This window comes from Salinicoccus sp. Marseille-QA3875 (genome assembly GCF_054950095.1).
This window is the reverse complement of record NZ_CM143103.1, coordinates 1,172,373-1,191,427: the sequence shown is the minus strand read 5'-3', so window position 1 is coordinate 1,191,427 and position 19,055 is coordinate 1,172,373. Positions and strand designations below refer to the sequence as shown.

The following is a 19,055-nucleotide window of genomic DNA, read 5'->3' as shown; positions in this document are numbered from 1 at the left end:
AAACAGGGGATGGGTTTATGGAGGATAAAAATACTAAGCAATCGCCTTTAACACCAGTGCCATCATCAGACAGGCAACATTGGATGGTTCCTGCAACAATTTTTGGGGGTCTTGAGTTTTCTGTACCGGTAATAATGGTCGGCGCCACTTTAGTTGGTAGTTTTAGTATATTAGAGACATTAGGCATACTGATAATTGGATTAGTACTTATACAATGGATTGGAAACGCAATTCAGGGTTATATGGGCGCTAAAACAGGGCTGCCTGCTGCAGTTATAGCAAGATCAAGCTTTGGCTCAATACAGGCTCGATATGTAGTTGGACTTGCACTGGTGATATTGAATGTTGGTTGGTTCGGTATAAATACTTCTGTAGCAGGTAATGCATTAGCTGCTACGTTAGGTATCGATTATTCAGCAAATTTTGGGCTTTGGGCATTGCTCACATTGTTAACGGGTGCACTCTTTGCACTCCCCGCAGTATTAGGCTATAACTCCATGAAGTGGACTGATTATATCGCAGTCCCCGCTGGCATCATATTAATTGCTGCAGGAGTTTATTTTGCCTTATCCTCGACAGGAGGATGGGAAAATCTCTTTTCTTGGAACCCTGAGCCTTCAATGACTATTTTCGCTGCAATAAGTTTAGTTCTCGGTGCCAACGTAGCACAGTGGTTAATAGCTTCTGACTACACTAGATACTCGAGAGCAAAAATCAAAGATCAAGCTTTGATTCCTCTAGGTATAGTAGTTATAGGCCTGCTCTTTTTTATGACAGGTGCGATTATGGCAGTAGGAGTGGGAGAGCCTGATATTGTATTGGTGATGCAGGATTTAGGGTTTCCATTCTGGGGATTTTTAATTCTTTGGATAGCTTTATGGACGAGTCAAATTGTAGCAAGTTATTCAATTGGTTTAGCGGCTGCCAATATGTTTAATATTGATACGAATAAAGGCAGAGCCATTTTGACATTGATAGGCTCTCTTGTAGGGGTACTGTTAGCAGTCGGGGGCATACTGAATTACTTCACTGAATTTTTAGTAATTATGGCTGTGGTGTATCCTACTATATTTGCTGTAATGATTGTGGATTTTTTCTTCATTAAAAAACAGCAATGGAAAGATGAAAAGGGCTGGAATTGGAATGCGACTATAGCGGTAATATTAGGATGTGCCCTCGGATATTTCACTGAGTATATATATCCTTTCGGAATTCCGGCTCTTCAATCCTTATTGCTTTCAGGCCTGGTATATTATATCTTGACAAAAAGCGCTGTCAAGATGAAACAACCGGTCGCAGAAAGAACTAACAAATAAGATAAAATTTAACTTTATAATGAAGCACACTTCCTAAGTTTGTAAACATACATTTACAAACTTAGGATTTTTCACTCTTACTTAGTGATCCTTTTATGAATCATATGCAAAGAAGGCCATCTACAAATTATAGTAAATGGACCCTTTTTGTTTGAATGAATATTTGATTGAAGAGTTATTTTTCAATTTTATTTAATAGAACGGCCAGATTAGCGGCACTACAAATACACAAAGTATCAATTGTATCACTAATATTGGTGTGCCATTTTTTATATAATCTATGAATCTGTAGTTACCGGGACCATAAATCATGGTATTTGGCGGTGTTCCTACCGGTGAAGCATATGCTGCGTTTGCTGCTACACAGACTGTCATCAATATGGCTTTCGGATCAGCGCCGAGGCTCACTGCGAGTACCAAACCAATTGGGGCCATTAGTGCTGCTGCGGCTGTATTGGACATGATGGATGTAAGAAGTGCTGTCACGATAAAGAGTACAGCTGTAATCACATATGGTCCACCACTTTCTCCAATCAAGCCAAGGACAAAGTCTGCAATCATGACAGCTGCACCTGTCTCATCCAGAGCAGTCGCAAGCGGCATCATCGCTGCTACAAGAATAATGGTGGATAAATCCAATGATTTATATGCTTGTTTTTCTGTCATTGTTCTTGTAATAACGATGATCAAGGCTCCCATTATTGAAACGACATGAAGCGGGATGCCTATTTGAGCTTCAAACACCATAAATATGACGGCAAGTGCCAAAACAGAAACTGAGATGATTTGTTTAATTGGAGTATGGTTTGGATTCGTTTCTTCTTCTATTGATATGTCTCCCATTACAGCACCTTGCTCATCCAGTCTGTCTGGTACAAGTTTACGACCGATAGTCATCATATAAATAATACCAATCAGTGTAAGTGGGACACCTACATAAGCAAATTCAAAGAATCCAAAGCCTTCAATCCCCTGGTTTTCCATTACACCTTGCACTGCCAAGTTACCGTTTGTGCCAACGAGTGTAATCATACCCCCAAAAGCTGAAGCATAAGCGAGAGGCATGAGAAATTTAGAACTTGAGAATCCTGCACTGGCTGCGATGACAATAACAATAGGCATCATTACGGCTGTTGTACTTGTATTTGAGAGGAATGCTGATAAAGAAGCGGTGATTATCATAATTGCGAATAATAATTGTTTCTCGGTTTTAGCAAATCTTGTAATCAGACCACCAATTTTCTTGGCTACGCCTGTTTCAAATAGAGATGCACCGATGACGAACATCCCTGTAATCAATATGACAACATTATTTGTAAACCCTGAAAAAGCTGTTGCAGCGTCTATCACACCTGTGATGTATAATAGCATTGTCGTAAGCAATGCTGTGACAGCAACAGGAAGTTTTTCTGTTAAGAATAAAACAGCTGCAAGCAGAAGTATCAGTAAAGTAATTATAGCTGGTGACATATAACTATCTCCTTAATTATAAAGTGATTTACTTTTTCCATTTCTGTTGAACACGTTCTACAAATTTTTCACACAGACCAACATAACTTTTCGGGTCTAAATAACTTCTTACTTCATCTGCAGAAAGATGAGACATGATATCATCGTCTTTCAAGGCCACATCAACTAAATGACGGTTTTCTTCAAAAGCTTGCATGGAAACTTTATAGACCATGTCATGCGCAATCTGTCTGCCGACATGCGCACCGAGCTTCAGCATCAGGTTTTCTGAAACGATTAAGCCTTTCAACTGACCCAGATTCTGTGCCATTTTATCTTCATGAATGATGAAACGATCCAGTATACCTTGCATCTGCTCGATGCCACCGCTTGTCATCATATTGATTTGAGGTATGTACGACCATTCTGTAGTCCAGTAAGTCATATCTCTTTCGTGCTCTTGAATCATTGCATCAAAGCTGAGAGAAGCATTTCTTTGAACTACGCGTGTCAAGCCAACCACATATTCGCAAATCATCGGATTTCTTTTGTGAGGCATGGTACTGCTGCCGATCTGTCCATCTTTGAAACCTTCCTCGATTTCACCAATTTCTGTCCTTTGCAGATTAATGATTTCATTGGCAATTTTGCCGATTGTGCCGGCAATCATTGCTATGTAGCTTGAGAATTCTGCAAAACCATCTCTTTGAACATGCCACGTGATTGTCGGTTGTCTCAATCCCAGGTATTCACTGTATCTCGCTTGGATTTCCAGACCATTTTCATTGATTGAAGCCAAAGTGCCGGCTGCACCGCTGAATGAACTGACTAAATACCTTTCTTTTCCTGCTTCCAATCTTTCGATATGTTTGCCGATTTCATCCGCCCATATTGCTATTTTATAACCCAGAGTTACAGGCAAGGCGTGTTGACCATGGGTTCTTCCGGCCATGATGGTATCTTTATATTCTTCTGCAAGCGCTAACAAAGTTTCCAAAAATCTCTCAAGTTGTTCGAGTAACACTTCTTGTGCTTCTTTCATCTGAAGTACGACAGCCGTATCCATAATATCTTGTGTTGTTGCACCCCAATGGATATAGCCACCTTCGCGCCCACCCACAGCTTCTGTGAACTGTCGTATCTGTACGATGAGCGGGTGAGTAGTATCAACGATCCCTTCACGTATCAGAGTTGGATCGAACACTTCGTATTTGGCTTTTTCTGATATTTTCTCAGCAGCTTCCCGGGGGATGATCCCAATGTCTGCCTCGGCTTTCGCAAGCGCCGACCATGCGTCCAGCCACTTCTGCATCAATGATTCATCTGAAAATACTTCGCGCATTTTTTCCGAAATGAAAATCCCTCTGTAAATTTCTGAATCCATAACATTTGACGGCATAAATATTCCTCCTAAATTAATTAAATCGTTTTCCTTATTAGGTAAAATAAAAAAGGAAAACGATTTCCTTTTACCATCTAAACTATAAAATGAATGTTTTGATTTGTCAAATACTTTTTAATTTAGCTATCGTATTTTATTTCGTTTATAATTAAGATAAAGAAATTGTGGTCGGAGGTTATCGGAATTGGTGAAGATCAAAGACGTGGCGAAGAAGGCGGGTGTACATCCTTCGGTGGTTTCGCGGGTTTTAAACCAGGATGCCACTCTCAAGATAAAAAAAGAAACCAGGGAAAGAGTCCTGCGGACTGTTGAAGAGCTTGATTATGTGCCGAATCATTCCGCAAGAAATCTTAAAAGAAATGAAACGATGATGATCGGTATGATCATTCCGGATTTTTCAAATCCGGTATACTCAAGTATTATTCATGGTGCAGAAAATAAAGCTGCAGAAGAAGGTTATAATCTCCTCGTCTACAGTAAGAATCAAAAAGGGATAGGCGGGAATTATTTTTCCCATCTCGTCGAAGGAAGAATTGACGGTCTGCTTATCGCCGCTTCAGAATTGGATGATAAAGATATCCTGGAACTTACTGAATTAAATAAACCGTTCATTCTGGTTAATCGTTCTGTAGAGGGCATTGATAATCATGTTGTCCTTGATGATGAAAAAGCGGGATATATCGCTGCGGAGCATTTAATTGGATTAGGTCATGAAAGAATTGCGCATATTACCGGACCTTTCGAAACAGGTACAGGACTTAAACGTTTTAATGGATTTGAAAATGGATTAAGAGATGCAGGTATAAATTTAAATGCAGACTATATCAGAAAAAGTTCCTATTCGATGCACTCCGGGTATGAACAGATGAATCATCTGCTAAATCTGGAGGAACGACCTACAGCTGTTTTTGCCGCCAATATCATGATCAGTTTAGGTGCAATGAGAGCTGTGCAGGAAAGAGGACTGAAAATCCCGGAGGATATATCGATCATCGGAGTTCATGATGTTTCGTTTGCCACAGCTTTAAATCCGGCTTTGACAACTATCAGGATGCCTCTTTATGAAATGGGGGAAGTGGCTGTACTTAAAATCATTGAAAGCATTAAAAGTAAAGTCCCTAATAGACAGATGGAAGGAATCATGATCGAAGGCGGAGAATTGATATTGAGAGAAAGTACTAAAGAACATACTCCAGAATAATATACAATCTGAGTGTTTCCATGATACTCAAAAGAATATAAGATATATTTTACTAGAGGTGGTGAGGTGATGGTCAGGCTGGTTGAACAGAAAGAGCCGTTAAAAACCCGGGTAAACGCAGAAGAAGTAATATGAAAGAAAGATGGAAAGCCGATGCGAAATGGTTTGAAGAAGATGCACGAAAGCATCCTGAAAAATATGAAAGTAGAGATGATGAAGTAAAAGTGACATCTGAAGAAATGGAAAAGCATCTTCAAGACTTCATTAATAAAACACAATAATCAGGTGGAGGTCTTATATTTAAAAATTGATGCTGCTAAATTAAAGGCAAATATTAATGTGAGGAAGGTTCTGATATGGAAGACAACAGTTTTGATGAGTCGAACATCAAACCGAGCGATTATTTAAAAACTTTAGAAAGATCGATAGGCGTCCTGAAATCGTTTAACGGCAAATCAGCCTTGACTGTCAATGAATCTGCCAATATAACAGGGCATTCAAAACCGTTTACAAGAAGAGTGTTTGTAACGCTTCAAAAGATGGGATATATGAAGTCTGATAATGGTAAATTTTCGTTTACGCCTAAAATAATGACTTTTGGAAATACATTTTCAGACTCGTTGAAAATTTGGGACTCGATGGTTCCTTATTTGGAAGAATTATCATATAAATTGAATGAGTCCACTTCAATTGCGATTCTTGATGATACGGAAATCATTTACATTGAACGTGTTACAGTAAACAACATAATGAATGAAACACTGGGTAAGGGAACCCGCCTCCCGGCCCACGCAACTTCAGTAGGGAAATTACTGCTATCTCATCTGGATGAGGGGAAATTGAAGCAGTACTTTAATAGAAGCTCAATGCATGCATTTACTGAAAAGACAATCAGTACAGAAAATGAATTAAGAGAGCAGTTGGATCAAATCCGAATTAATAACTGGGTTGTGAATAAGGATGAACTGGAAATCGGCTTGATTTCTATGGCTGCACCAATATTTGATATAAATGGCAATGTCGTAGCAGCAGTAAATTGTGTTACGCATTCCGGTAGATGTTCTTTGGAAGAAGCGAAAGAAAAATATCTCCCTGAATTACAGAAGACTGCGCAGAAAATCACAGAAAAAATCAATCTTGCAATCACATAGTAAATCATTTGGAACTCCAGGTGAAATAGAAGTGCAATAATAATTCGTGTAAATGATAATATCGAAAGGAGAAGGTCATGCAACGTTCTACCGTAATCTCCATCTCATTAGTTTTTTTAGGGTTATTTTTCATATCCTGGGGAGTAGGGCTTACAGAGTTCAGCTTACTTTTTCCGATTGCAGGCTTTCTTATAGGAGGAACATTTTTCTGGCTGGCGGGCAGAAATAAAACCATCTCCTGATATAGCCGTGTATGGAAATCTCTTAACTGCTAAACTGGAATAAAGCACAGTAATAACTATTTACAATGATTTCATAGGGAACCAGTCTATGAATATTATTCACTTAAATTTATAACAGCTGGAACTCTTCTCACATCTTGGCATGCGGATAATAAAACCCTGAAACAATCTAAGTTTCAGGGTTTTAACTATTTGATCTTCATTATGAATGATTTATGATGCAGTACTTAAGGGTATCCATAAATTTTCCGGGATCACTATTAAGGGAGTTCATATAATATGGATGTTCCGCCATCTTCCATTTTTCCATCTGATGAACAAGATCAGGGCCCTTAGCCATTCTTCGACGATATTGACGATCCATATACCGATCAACCCATAACCGAACCAGATACCCACTATATAAGACATGGGTACGACAAATATCCACATCACCAAAATGCTCACAGTTACAGGGAATTTCACATCACCGGAAACGTTCAGGCTCGAAATGAGCAAGATGTTAATATTCCTTGCAGGCTCCCATAAAACACTGAGGAAAACCAATGTAATTGTATATTTAATGATTTCAGGATTATCAGTCAAAAATGGAACGATATAAAAAGATAAAAGAGCAATCAACAAGGTGACCAAAAAGTTGAATATTGTACTCCTGATCAATATTTTAAGAGAAAAATTATATGCATCTACTTTAAGGTCTCTGCCTATCATTTTCCCTATAATAATTTGTGCGGATTGTGAGATTGCCATAGAGATCTGAAATACGACTGATGTAATCAATTGAGAATATATTTTCGCATTGACCATCACAGCTCCAAGACTTGCTATAAAGCCTGTAATGACCAGCTGTGACAGATTATATGAAATTGTTTCACCTGCAGAAGGTATGCCCAGATACAGAGTGTTCCTGAAAACTGGCCAGTCAATTTCATTAAAATATAATTGCTTAACCAGTTGATTTTTATGTTTTATGAAATAAGAAATTAAAATTACAGCGCCTATTGCTCTGCTCACGTTTGTGGCAACAGCGACACCAAACACGCCGGAGCCCAATAAATCAAAACCAGTAAAGAGAACGAGGTAATTCAGTATTATGTTCATGATGTTGATGATCACGTTCACTGTCATTATCAAACGGACCATAGCATAGCTTTTAAATATACTGCTGAATAGTCCGATGATTGAATGGAAGACAAATCCCAAGGCGATAATGATTAAGTAAGTCTGTGCCTCTTGCATTAAATGTTCAGGGGTTTGAATTAATTCAAGTAAATTATCACCAAATATAACGATGGAGAGTGTTAATGTCAAGGTGAAAAATAAGTTCAAATATATGGAGTGTGAGACCACTTTTGAACTGCTCTTATAGTTGGATGTTGAAGAAAGTTGAGTCAGTTGAATTGTGGTCCCTACATTTATAATGCCGTAAATCATGGTTGTGACAATAATAATCTGGTTGGCTAGACCGACAGCTGCGACGCTGCCGTCTGAATACTGGCTTAACATGACAATGTCCATATTTTGTAAAAGTAATATAAAAAGCTGCTCAATCAGTATTGGTATAAACAGATATCTGAATGTAGGAATAGATTGGAGACTGTTAATATTTTTAGCAGCCATAGTTAACTGTCATACTCAATAACAGTAGTTTTAATATCATTATTTTGGTCTAAATCTATAAGGCGGGCCCCTCTGGGTAAATCTCCATAACAGTTATACCCGGACACTCTGCCATATGCTAGAATTTTGTTTAAATGATCAGCTGCAAAATCATTATCGTGATCATGGCCACAAAATACTGCTTTCAGATTTTGATGCTTTAACATGACTGAAAATAGTCCCGAATTAATTTCTGAAGAACTTATGTCTTCATTATTCCTGCCTTTAATGATATTGTCTTTTGCTTCTTCATATTCAATTAAAGGGATATGTGTGAAGCATACATTCGTTGCAGCTTTTGAGTATTTGAGATTTACAGTGTTCAACCATGCAACATGCTCTGGTTCTATATAGTCATAAAATATATTATCTTCTTTTGCATAGTCACCGCTGTCTATCAAATATATGATATGGATTAACTCCTCATTACTATTTTTTATTTCTATATTATAGAAGAGCTTATCATTGACCAGCATTTTGTTCTTTTTCTGTACCAGATGCTTGAAATGATTTTCAAGATGAAGCAGCTCTATTCTCAAGACGTATTTTTCACTGTCATGATTACCATATGTCAGTGCTATCGGTATTTCGTACTGATTAAAAATTTCAGCGATTTTTTGGATTGTCAGATCAGGGTCAGGCACTTCAGGTGAGAAAATAATGTCACCTGTCAGTACAATTAAATCTGGTCTGGCAGTACGGATTGTTTTATGGATGTTCACAATAGACTTTTCATCTTCACTGCTGAATGGATAATTATGAAAATGTAAATCTGTCAGCTGTAATATTCTAAAGGTGGTTGTCTTTCGTAATTGTATGATATAATCACATCCTTTTTATAAGAATTGTTTTTATTTCAAAAGGTTCCAGTATAAATTCAATTGGAAAAACCTTGTTGTCATGTGATATGACTTTTTCAAGTAAATTTGTTTCTGTCCAGCCGGAGCACTCAAAGTTTGGTGATATTGATATATTTTGCCTCCCTCCGGAGAAATCATGCATTCTGATAATAACGTCATCTGAATGTTCACATTTCTTTATCGAATCGATTTGAATATCCGGGGTGCCATGTATTTTTATTAACGGTGCCTTCTGTGCAGCTTCACCATTGAATACCTTAAAAGGGTTGTTTAACTTCCAGGCTTCCTGAACGATTTCAGATTGAACAAAATCCTTATCATGGGGATACAGGCTGTAAGTGAAATGATGTGTACCTTCGTCTGCTTCTGGGTCAGGATAGACAGGACTTTTCAATAGAGATAAAGTCATGATGTGGTCTTTGACACTGTGACCATATTTACTGTCATTAAGCAGTCCCAGTCCATAATTATATTCAGAAAGGTCGATCCATTGATGTCCGACACTTTCGAACTTTGCATAATCCCATGTTGTATTCCAGTGGGTCGGCCGTTTAATATTGCCGAACTGGATATCAAAAGTGGCTTCGGTTGATCTGATTGTTGTTGGAATATGAGTTTTCAATAATTTTTGTTTCTCGTGCCAGTCTACTGTACATTCAAAATCTATACGGCGGGAATGAGTATAGATTTTCATTCTCTGCTCTATAGTTGATTTGTTGTATTCATACTTGAATATAATTTCAACTGCACAATCGAACTGAATTACAGTAATTTCGTCTGCGTCTAAAATATCGTATTTCTGCTGATAGAATATATCGATATCCCATGCATCGAACATCAGCGGTTTGTCCTCATAGATTATTAGCTGTATACCGTTATCGGTGATGATCTCACGCTTATACTCAATATCAAAAAGCCTTGTGATGTGCCCGGATTGATTCCACTCAATAATATAATGAGGATTTTCAATATGATTATGCGAAACGATAAATCCATTTGTCAGGGTGTTTTTACTCTCTTTTTTTGAATAGATGACTTCAAAGCCGAATGGATTGTTATGTTCCAGCCAGACTAAATGACCGTCCCGATATTTCGCAGCATCTAACTGCCTATTTTTGCAGTTGTAAAAGGACAGGTCCTCCCGCGATTCTATATAGATATAATCTTTTAAATTCCATGGGCTGGAATTGAACACAGAAAATGTTGATTTATTTTTATAAAATACATCTTTCATCAGATCATTCTCGGTTTCTAAAAGCTGTGTGTGTATCTCTTTATATACATTTACCGTGTCATCGTTTACCTCTTTGATTGAAGAACCGGGTAAGATATCATGAAACTGGTAAATTAAGAAGTTCTTCCATATCGATTTATAGTCAGGATATTCCTGGTTATGAAATACATTTTTAACCACAGCCATCAATTCCAGTTCCCGCAATAATATTTCCAAACGACGATTTCCAGATTTCAATTTACTTTGAGATGTATAGGTGCCTCTGTGTGCTTCCAGGTACAATTCTCCATCCCATGTATGAATATATTCATCAATCTCATTCAAACTCGAATGTAAGTTATCGAAATACTTTTCTATCGGCCCAATATTAATATTCGGAACGGATGGAATATTATTCAACGCCTCGATGTTTTCAATCATTTCAAATGTCGGCCCGCCTCCGCCGTCTCCATATCCGAAAGGAATGAGGAGATTTTGATTTAATGATTTATCCTGATATTTGTTATAAGTACCTAAAACAGTTTCCGGCTCAATGACCCCGTTATAAGTGTTTTGAAATGAATCAGCATGGTAGTTATGTGGTTCGGGTGTTGAAATAAGATATGTTAGAATCTCTGTGCCGTCGATGCCCCTCCATTTAAAAGTGTCATGAGGCATCTGGTTATACCAGTTCCAGCTGATTTTAGAAGTTACAAATGTATCGATGCCTGATTTTTTCAGAATCTGGGGCAGAGCCCAGGAATAGCCGAATACATCGGGCAGCCAGAGGACTGTAGAGTCAATATCAAATTCTTCTTTGGCAAACAGTTTTCCATATAGAATTTGTCTCACTAAAGATTCTCCACTGGGTATATTGCAATCTGCTTCAACCCACATCGGACTGTTCACTTCCCACTGGCCGGATGAAATTTTTTCTTTTATTTTCTGATAGATTTCAGGATGTGAATTTTTTATGAATTGATAGAGCAGTGGCTGTGACTGCATATAAACGAATTCAGGATATCGGTCCATCAAAGAAAGAACGGTAGTAAATGTTCTTACAATCTTTTCTTTTGTATGTTTTATCTCCCAGAGCCATGCGACATCGATGTGGCTGTGACCTATAGCATTTAAATTGACAAAGTTTTCCGGTGCTATCTTTTTTAGTTCTGAAAGCATCGTATCATAAGCAATTTTACAGTTCCTATCCAGTTTTTCAGGTGCTTCATCCAAATTTAAACTGCCGATTGCCCGATCTAAAATAGAGATTATAAAATATTTTTTTGAATCATTCTCATTTAATAATCTTGTATACTTTAAAGCCATTTCTATCTGTGTAGAAAGCTTATGAATATATTGATGATGTATTCCCAGATAAGTATTTTCGAGTCTATGATTTTGAATTTTTTTCGGTCCGCCTCCTTCCAAACCGCTCCATAATCTTATTGCAATAGAAATTGATGTGTTTTGCAGCTCTTCGGGTATAAAATAGACTGGATGATTTGAGTCGAGAGCCTGAACTTCTTTGCCATTGATAAATAATAAGGATTCATATCCTGAATTGTTACCTGAATTTGTTCTGCCTATATCAAAATAAACCATCAAATTTTTGTTTTTTATTTCAGGTATTTTAATATTATTGATCAACCAGAAATATTGATCGCGCCCAGACCACTCATCTCCGATTGCGGCAGCCGGGGATGTTGAAGAGGTTTCGGGAGGGGATTGAAGAGCATTATTTTTATCCTCAATAAAGTACCAGTGATTTAAGGGTTCAATCATTTCAAATTTTGACTTTGACAGTTCTTTATGACGTTTCTCTATCTTTTCTGTTGTAAGGAACATATTGACTCTCCTTATTTATGTTTAACGGTCTGACCGCAATAATCTAGAACCAGTTCGCAAAACATCGAATTCCCCCACGAGAACCAGGGTCTTGTATAATCGGTCGGATCATTTGGATTTACAGATTCATGCACTAATTTAGTTCCGTCGTCATTTTCTACAATCATCTTGATTTTCTTCCATTTTTCCTTGCGGCTTGTGCTTGTCAATCCTTCGACGGCGAGAGCAAGCGGCCATACAAAATCATTTCTTGTGTGTTCACTCCCTACACCCGTGAGTGACTTCCCCCTAAAGTAGTAAGGATTTTCATCGCTCAATATAAAATCACGCGTTCTTTTATAAATGGTATTATGGGGTGAAATATTATTTAATAGCGGCAACGACAGCAGGCTTGGCATATTGCTGTCGTCCATAAGGACGTGGTTGCCGAGACCGTCCACTTCATAAGCGAAAATTTGTTCATCGTTATAATTCACAACACCGAATGTATCTATGCCAAGTTTAATTTCTTTGGATAAGTTCATCGCACTGAGTGTCAAATTTACATCATTGAATATTTGACTGGCAAACTCTGAAATGATTTCTGACGCACGGACCGCAAAGTAATTACTTGGAATAGAGTAATGGTATGTACATGCACTGTCACTCGGCCGAAAACCGGACCACGTCATTCCTGTGTAACCGACTGCAGTGCCTTGACCGTTATTTCTGAGCATGAGACCATTTCTGCTGGGTCTTTCGAATGTATATTTTGAAAATTCTTTATGATGCTGCTCAACTTTCCAAAGACCGATGATGGTGGAGATCGCCTTCTTGAAATCATCATCAAAAATACTTGTATCCTTTGTGTACTTCCAGTATTGATGTGCCAGCTGAATCGGGAAACATAATGAGTCCAATTCATACTTTTGTTCCCATACTTCAGGTTTTTGGGGCGGGAGATCATCGTCCCATTTGTTGTTGTTTGCCGTTTCATTAAAGGCATTTGCATAAGGGTCTGTTAAAATTGATTTTATCTGTTTTTTAATTACTCTTCTGACGAGCTGCTGGACATCATTGTCTTCATTTATAAAAGGGAGATATGGCCGTAATTGACAAGTCGAGTCCCGAAGCCACATGGCCGGGATGTCCCCTGTTGTCATGAATACTGTGTCGTCCGGAAGAATCTTGGTTGTGTTGTTCAAAGTATCTTTATAGCACTGAAGAAACATATCTATCACATCGTTATCAGCAACATTTTCTCTGACAATCTTTTCTGCTCCTGCTAAAGTTTTTTCATATAACATTTCAAAGTCCTCCATAATATAATCAACTTTTTACTGCGCCGTCTGCAATACCGGCGATAAACTGTTTACTGAACAACAAAAACACAATAATTAATGGCAATGTCGCAAGTAATGATCCGGTCATCACAAGTGCATAATCAATGGAATATAAGGATTTAAGTTGTGCAAGTTCAATCATCAATGTGTATTTCTCAGGATTGGTCATGACGATTAATGGCCATAAATAATCCTGCCACACCCCCATGAAAGTCACCATTCCAAAAAAGGCGAGCATGGGCCTCATAATCGGCAGTGCAATATGCCAATATAATCTGAAATTATTACAGCCATCCATCACACCTGCATCCATCAAATCATTGTGAATCGCTTCTTCACTGTATTGACGAATGAGGAAGATACCAAATGCACTTGCAAGATCTGGAATTATCAATGCTTTGAAATCACCCAGCCATCCGAGAGTGTCCATAACAATGAAATTAGGTACCAATGAAAGCTGAGAAGGAATCATCATGGTTGCAAGCAGGAAGAAGAATAGAAAATTCTTACCTCTAAAATCGTATTTTGCAAAAACGAATCCTGCTAATGAAGCAAAAAACAGTTTGAAAAATGTTGCGACAACAGTTACAAAAACTGTATTCTTAAATGAATTCAGGAAGTTCGTACTTGCGAATACTTCACTGATGTTATTCATCAGTTCTGAGCCAAAGGTGAAGGTCGGAGGAACAGTATAGACTGCACTCGTATCATTCGTCGCCATGACAATCATCCAGAAAAAGGGAAATAGAGAAAGCAGCAGACCGAAGATCAGGAGTGCATGCAGTATAATGCCTTTAAGAGAGAACGCACGTACCATTTAAATTCTTCCTCCTTTATTCTTTTTATTGAATATTTTCCAGTTGATAATTGAAACAGCTAAAATTATAAAGAACAGAACCCATGAAAGTGCGGCGCCATAGCCGAATGAATTGAAACTGAATGCCTGTTCATAAAGGTAAAGTACAATGGTCATAGAACCTTGGATCGGCCTGCCTTCTGCCAGCACCTGCGGTTCGGTAAATACTTGTAGACCACTGATTGTAGACATGATGACCGTAAAGAGAATGATGGGTCTCATTAAAGGTAATGTAATCTTAGTGAATACTTGAAAAGAGTTTGCACCATCCATAGCAGCAGCTTCATATAATTCTTTTGGTATCCTTTGCAAACCGGCAAGATATAATATTGTGTTGTAACCGACACTCGCCCATATCACCATAAGTGCAATGACAACTTTAATGCCCAGGGAGTTTGTTAACCATGGCACGCGGTCCAAACCAATCGTTTCAAGGAAAAAGTTTGCAACACCATAATTCGTTGAGAATACGGATGAAAATATAATCGCTACAGCCACTGTTGCAGTTACGTTAGGTAAAAAGTATGCAACTTTAAAAAAATCTTTAAATTTTGTGATAGGGCTGTTTATCAGGTTCGCAACAATAAGACCAAATACAATACTCGGAATCACTGACATTATCCAGATAATGAATGTATTACCGATAGCACCCCAAAACACACTGTCTTCAAAGAGATATGCGAAGTTATCAAGACCCACAAATGTCATTTCTCCGATGCCGTCCCAACTATGTAATGAAAGGTAAATTGAAAATATGATTGGAAACAGTCCGAAAACAAGGAAAGTTAAATAGAATGGCGAGATAAACAAATATAAAGTTCTGTCCTTGATGATATCTTTTATGGCAGATGTGCTCTTGTGACCGAAAGTCTGTTCATTTTCGGTACCAATATGTCCAAATTTCATTGCGATCCTCCTTAAAATTTGGCCCTTCGTGTGAACGAAGAGCCAATGTATTTATCTGTTTAACTGTGATTTGGCGCGATCTATAGCATCGTTCCATGCTTCTTCAGAATCTTTGTTTTCGTTGATAACAAGTTGTAACTGCTCGAGTATGGAAGCTTCCACGAATGTGTCATCTTCAGTTCTGTGGACGATATTTACATCTTCAGCAGATTGTGCAAACACTTCGTTAATCACCTGATCACCAAAGAAATCAACTTCTTCCTGCATTTCCGGTGCGTCGTAAACTTCAGGTGTCGAAGGGAATAATCCATGGTTGACCTGACTTTCCAGCTGATTTTCCGGATTCAAAACCCACTCGATGACCTCATAGGCTTCTTCTGGATGTTCTGTAGATTCTAAAACTCCAAGGAATGAACCACCCTGGTTGCCGCCACCGCCCGGCGGGAATGCAACTCTCCACTTGCCGGCATGGTCAGCAGCCGAATCGACAACATCACCTGTAAACCAAGTCGCATGAATTAATGATCCAACATCACTGGTATTCATCATTGCACGTTTCTCACTGCCTGATTCGCTGACGATGGTAATGTCTTCCTGGTATGCTTGTACAGCGGTGTCGAATGCATTTTTGATGTGAGGCTGGTCAGCGATGAACACTCCATCTTCGTTGAAGTACAGCTCTTCAGTCTGCCCGGTAATATTTCTATAAAGTTCATCTGCCGTATACATCTTCGCACCAGTTTCTTCAGCTAGAATTCTTGAAGCTTCCAAATAATCTTCCCAATCCTGCAATTCTGCTGCAACCTCATCAGGTTCACTTGGTAAACCGGCTTCTTCAAATAGATCTGCCCGGTAGAATAATCCTACAGGACCCACATCGATTGGAAGGGCGATTAATTTTTCTTCTCCATCTTCTGTTTCGGTTGTGGCCATTTCAATTTTCCAATCCAGATAAGTATCACCAAGTTCTTCAGCACCATAATCATTCAAATTTAAAAACATATCATGATTTGGAAGAAAATCTGTAATCCAGCTATCCATGGCTACGATGTCCGGTCCTTCACCCCCGCCTGCAAGTGTCGTCTGAAGCCGGGTTTTATAATCCTCTCCGGATGGTTGTTTTTGGACCTGAAATTCTATATTTTCAAATTGTTCATTCACCTTTTGTTCAATTTCTTCACTTTCATCCCCCCAGTACCACATTGTTAGTTCTACCGGGCCGTTCGATTCGCTTTCTTCATTGCTGCTAGCTTCTCCTGAACTTCCACACGCAACTAAAATAACGGACATTGTTAGTATTGATAAGTATAATAAAAGATTTTTTTTCACAAATGATCACCTTTCAATTTTTTTCGGAAAAACTTATGAGACAGCGAATGACTGTATGTAGCTCACTCTGGGTTTACGAATCACCTCCTTAAATAGATATATATTTTTGTCTCTCGTGTTCGGAAATTTCTTCCGGTATATTTGTGCACATCAGATCAACATTCAAAGACTTAAGACGATCCCAGGTTTCCAGGTCATTGACCATGCCGCCGTTTACAAGCAGACCTGAGTCGTGTAGATCCTGAACTAATTCTTTGGTTAAATATTCGCCCGGCCCGTTAAGTACCTGGCAATTGAAACTCTTCAGATAAACCGGTGGATTTACGATGGCACAAGGTGTAATGGCACTTGTTTTAATGTCAGAAGAATACTTTTTAACGAGTTCCAACATTCTGTGGTTGAATGAAATGATCTGTACTTGATCTTCGACTCCAAAAGCAAGGATATTTTCTACAGTTTTTTTAACCAGTTCCTTCTTATTTTCAGTGATATTTTTCAATTCGATGCTCAGCCATATTTTATTTTTAGACCATGCGAGAGCTTCCTCCAAAGTTGGTACTTTTTCACCGGTGAACTCTTTACTGAACCAGCTGCCTGCATCCAACCTTTTAATTTCAGCCAGAGTCATATTTTCAACGTCTCCTGTGCCATTGGTGGTTCTGTCGACTTTTGAGTCATGAATCACAACGACTTCTTTGTCTTTAGTTAATTGCACGTCAATTTCTATTAATCTGGCATCAGTTTCTTCCAGAACCTTATTAAATGAAGCAATTGTGTTTTCAGGTGCGAGCCTCACCGCACCACGGTGTGCTTCAATGAATGGTTTGTTTACATCATCATAGATTTTTGGGAAGGTAGTCATTATATTTTCTCCTTATTGGGTGGTTGATAGATTGGAGCAGGGTGGTCGAATAATACAAATCTTGCTAAAACTTTTTCAAAATAGACCACTGTGTCTTTATATGATTCATCAAAATATAAATTTTCAAATTCATAGGGATCGGTTTCCAAGTCAAAAAATAATGACTCATCTTCTGTGTTGTAACTCAGCAGCTTATATCTTTTTGAACGGATCATATAAGCCGATCCACGGTTATCCTCTGTAATGACGAACTCCCTGTCACTTTTGGACAGTAAGCTGTTGCCGGCCATATCACGATGTTTGTCAATACCTGCAATCTCTAATATTGTTGGTCCGATATCGATGTTATTGGCAAGTTCATCTGAAGTGCCAAGCCGGTTATAAGATATTGGATATTTTATGATTAAAGGGACTTTTACAATCGGGTCATACATGTGGTTGCTTTTTAGCAGCATATGGTGATGACCCATAAATTCACCGTGATCGCTTGAGAAAACGATTAATGTATCATCATATAAATTTTTTTCTTTTAAGATGCCTATAATCTGCCCGATCTTGTAGTCTATAAAGCTGATATTTGCGTAGTAATACGCCATCACCTGCTTTAATTTATCTACAGTGAGTAAATCGTGTGGAAAGTAGCCTTCATGATAATCAAGGTCACGATCCATGGGCGTCTCAATCCACCCTGGCAAAAGCTGAAGCTTTTCAGGATTGTACATGGTGGACCAGGGGTAGGGCGGATCGAAAGGGTGATGTGGCTTTATAAAACTCAAAGTTAACAAGTTTTTGTCTCCCTTCCATTGCCGGACGGCATCTATTGCCTGATCTCCAATCCAATTGGTGGAATGATCTTGTTCACTCAAAGTGGACTCCATGGCACCAAATGAGTTCCAATAAGATTCAGGTGCACGTTCACGAATTTTAAGTACTTGATCATATTCATCGATACGGTCTGTTAAACCTTTTGATTGAAGTACTTTATGGTAGTCATCTTCGTAGCGGCCGGGTTCTGTCTGTTCGGCCAGCGTCACTTTTGTGTATCCCACATTTAAATCAGAAGGATTGGTATGCATCTTGCCAATCACTTCAGTGTCATAGCCATGAGATTTCAAAATTTCAGGGAAAGTCATGTATGTATAAGGGATGCTGGAATCATTCGTATAACCCTGATGCTGATGTGGGTACATACTTGTTAAAATGGAATATCTTGAGGGAGTACACACCGGTGAAGTGCAAAAGCTGTTTGTAAATCTGACACCGTCCTCAGCGATTGAATCTATATTTTTTGAGTCAATATCTGTATTACCGAAAGCACCGAGACAATCAGCGCGAAGTTGATCAGTTAATATAAAAAGAACGTTAACCATTTTTTTGCTCCTTTACGTATTTGCATCTATATGATGCAATTGCATTTTTGAAATTAGAATATACCAGGTAAT

The 19,055-nt window shown here is 38.4% G+C and carries 15 protein-coding genes; 4 read left to right on the top strand and 11 right to left on the bottom strand.

Annotation, left to right across the window (positions count from 1 at the left end; translation table 11 throughout):
• Positions 1-17 precede the first annotated feature (17 nt).
• Positions 18-1,316 (top strand): purine-cytosine permease family protein, encoded by a 1,299-nt coding sequence (locus ACY8DT_RS06110; RefSeq protein ID WP_462422030.1) that lies wholly within the window; start codon positions 18-20, stop codon positions 1,314-1,316.
• Positions 1,317-1,508: 192 nt separating this feature from the next.
• Here ACY8DT_RS06110 and ACY8DT_RS06105 read toward each other — a convergent pair whose 3' ends face one another.
• Complete coding sequence (locus ACY8DT_RS06105) at positions 1,509-2,786, bottom strand: SLC13 family permease (protein ID WP_462422029.1); 1,278 nt, start codon at positions 2,784-2,786, stop codon at positions 1,509-1,511.
• A gap of 28 nt (positions 2,787-2,814) precedes the next feature.
• Positions 2,815-4,164 carry an adenylosuccinate lyase gene (purB, locus tag ACY8DT_RS06100; protein ID WP_462422028.1) on the bottom strand — a complete coding sequence of 450 codons (1,350 nt, stop codon included), beginning with the start codon at positions 4,162-4,164 and terminating at the stop codon, positions 2,815-2,817.
• A gap of 190 nt (positions 4,165-4,354) precedes the next feature.
• Between purB and ACY8DT_RS06095 the strand changes: the two genes are divergently transcribed.
• The 3 genes from ACY8DT_RS06095 (at position 4,355) to ACY8DT_RS06085 (ending at position 6,519) form a co-directional block, all read left to right on the top strand.
• Positions 4,355-5,368 (top strand): LacI family DNA-binding transcriptional regulator, encoded by a 1,014-nt coding sequence (locus ACY8DT_RS06095; RefSeq protein ID WP_462422229.1) that lies wholly within the window; start codon positions 4,355-4,357, stop codon positions 5,366-5,368.
• 131 nt (positions 5,369-5,499) lie between these two features.
• On the top strand, positions 5,500-5,649 hold the full coding sequence (locus ACY8DT_RS06090; RefSeq protein ID WP_462422027.1) for a hypothetical protein: 150 nt from the start codon (positions 5,500-5,502) through the stop codon (positions 5,647-5,649).
• A 75-nt stretch (positions 5,650-5,724) separates the two neighbouring features.
• The gene (locus ACY8DT_RS06085; RefSeq protein WP_462422026.1) at positions 5,725-6,519 is read left to right on the top strand and encodes an IclR family transcriptional regulator domain-containing protein; all 795 of its coding nucleotides are present in this window, start codon (positions 5,725-5,727) and stop codon (positions 6,517-6,519) included.
• Between the two features lie 512 nt (positions 6,520-7,031).
• Here ACY8DT_RS06085 and ACY8DT_RS06080 read toward each other — a convergent pair.
• The 9 genes from ACY8DT_RS06080 to ACY8DT_RS06040 form a co-directional block, all read right to left on the bottom strand.
• Positions 7,032-8,381: an MATE family efflux transporter gene (locus ACY8DT_RS06080; RefSeq protein WP_462422025.1), complete on the bottom strand. Its 1,350-nt coding sequence runs from the start codon at positions 8,379-8,381 to the stop codon at positions 7,032-7,034.
• Positions 8,382-8,383: 2 nt separating this feature from the next.
• Positions 8,384-9,199, bottom strand: coding sequence for a metallophosphoesterase family protein (locus ACY8DT_RS06075; protein WP_231634364.1), 816 nt, complete (start codon positions 9,197-9,199; stop codon positions 8,384-8,386).
• Positions 9,200-9,245: 46 nt separating this feature from the next.
• Entirely contained in the window at positions 9,246-12,338 is a 3,093-nt protein-coding gene (locus ACY8DT_RS06070; protein WP_462422024.1) for an alpha-mannosidase, read from the bottom strand.
• Between the two features lie 11 nt (positions 12,339-12,349).
• Entirely contained in the window at positions 12,350-13,624 is a 1,275-nt protein-coding gene (locus ACY8DT_RS06065; RefSeq protein WP_462422023.1) for a glycoside hydrolase family 125 protein, read from the bottom strand.
• A 22-nt stretch (positions 13,625-13,646) separates the two neighbouring features.
• Entirely contained in the window at positions 13,647-14,477 is an 831-nt protein-coding gene (locus tag ACY8DT_RS06060; RefSeq protein WP_462422022.1) for a carbohydrate ABC transporter permease, read from the bottom strand.
• Positions 14,478-15,422 (bottom strand): carbohydrate ABC transporter permease, encoded by a 945-nt coding sequence (locus ACY8DT_RS06055; RefSeq protein WP_462422021.1) that lies wholly within the window; start codon positions 15,420-15,422, stop codon positions 14,478-14,480.
• 51 nt (positions 15,423-15,473) lie between these two features.
• The gene (locus ACY8DT_RS06050) at positions 15,474-16,751 is read right to left on the bottom strand and encodes an ABC transporter substrate-binding protein (protein WP_462422020.1); all 1,278 of its coding nucleotides are present in this window, start codon (positions 16,749-16,751) and stop codon (positions 15,474-15,476) included.
• A gap of 88 nt (positions 16,752-16,839) precedes the next feature.
• On the bottom strand, positions 16,840-17,613 hold the full coding sequence (locus tag ACY8DT_RS06045; protein ID WP_052255195.1) for a glycerophosphodiester phosphodiesterase: 774 nt from the start codon (positions 17,611-17,613) through the stop codon (positions 16,840-16,842).
• Positions 17,613-18,983, bottom strand: coding sequence for a sulfatase family protein (locus ACY8DT_RS06040; protein WP_462422019.1), 1,371 nt, complete (start codon positions 18,981-18,983; stop codon positions 17,613-17,615). Before ACY8DT_RS06040 ends, ACY8DT_RS06045 begins: the two co-directional genes overlap by 1 nt.
• Positions 18,984-19,055 lie beyond the last annotated feature (72 nt).

Bases quoted from the DNA above. Each gene is read 5' to 3' on its own strand.
- ACY8DT_RS06045 (WP_052255195.1), bottom strand. From the start codon at position 17,613: ATGACTACCTTCCCAAAAATCTATGATGATGTAAACAAACCATTCATT.
- ACY8DT_RS06055 (WP_462422021.1), bottom strand. From the start codon at position 15,422: ATGAAATTTGGACATATTGGTACCGAAAATGAACAGACTTTCGGTCAC.
- ACY8DT_RS06090 (WP_462422027.1), top strand. From the start codon at position 5,500: ATGAAAGAAAGATGGAAAGCCGATGCGAAATGGTTTGAAGAAGATGCA.
- ACY8DT_RS06060 (WP_462422022.1), bottom strand. From the start codon at position 14,477: ATGGTACGTGCGTTCTCTCTTAAAGGCATTATACTGCATGCACTCCTG.
- ACY8DT_RS06065 (WP_462422023.1), bottom strand. From the start codon at position 13,624: ATGTTATATGAAAAAACTTTAGCAGGAGCAGAAAAGATTGTCAGAGAA.
- ACY8DT_RS06070 (WP_462422024.1), bottom strand. From the start codon at position 12,338: ATGTTCCTTACAACAGAAAAGATAGAGAAACGTCATAAAGAACTGTCA.
- ACY8DT_RS06040 (WP_462422019.1), bottom strand. From the start codon at position 18,983: ATGGTTAACGTTCTTTTTATATTAACTGATCAACTTCGCGCTGATTGT.
- ACY8DT_RS06080 (WP_462422025.1), bottom strand. From the start codon at position 8,381: ATGGCTGCTAAAAATATTAACAGTCTCCAATCTATTCCTACATTCAGA.
- ACY8DT_RS06105 (WP_462422029.1), bottom strand. From the start codon at position 2,786: ATGTCACCAGCTATAATTACTTTACTGATACTTCTGCTTGCAGCTGTT.
- purB (WP_462422028.1), bottom strand. From the start codon at position 4,164: ATGCCGTCAAATGTTATGGATTCAGAAATTTACAGAGGGATTTTCATT.
- ACY8DT_RS06110 (WP_462422030.1), top strand. From the start codon at position 18: ATGGAGGATAAAAATACTAAGCAATCGCCTTTAACACCAGTGCCATCA.
- ACY8DT_RS06085 (WP_462422026.1), top strand. From the start codon at position 5,725: ATGGAAGACAACAGTTTTGATGAGTCGAACATCAAACCGAGCGATTAT.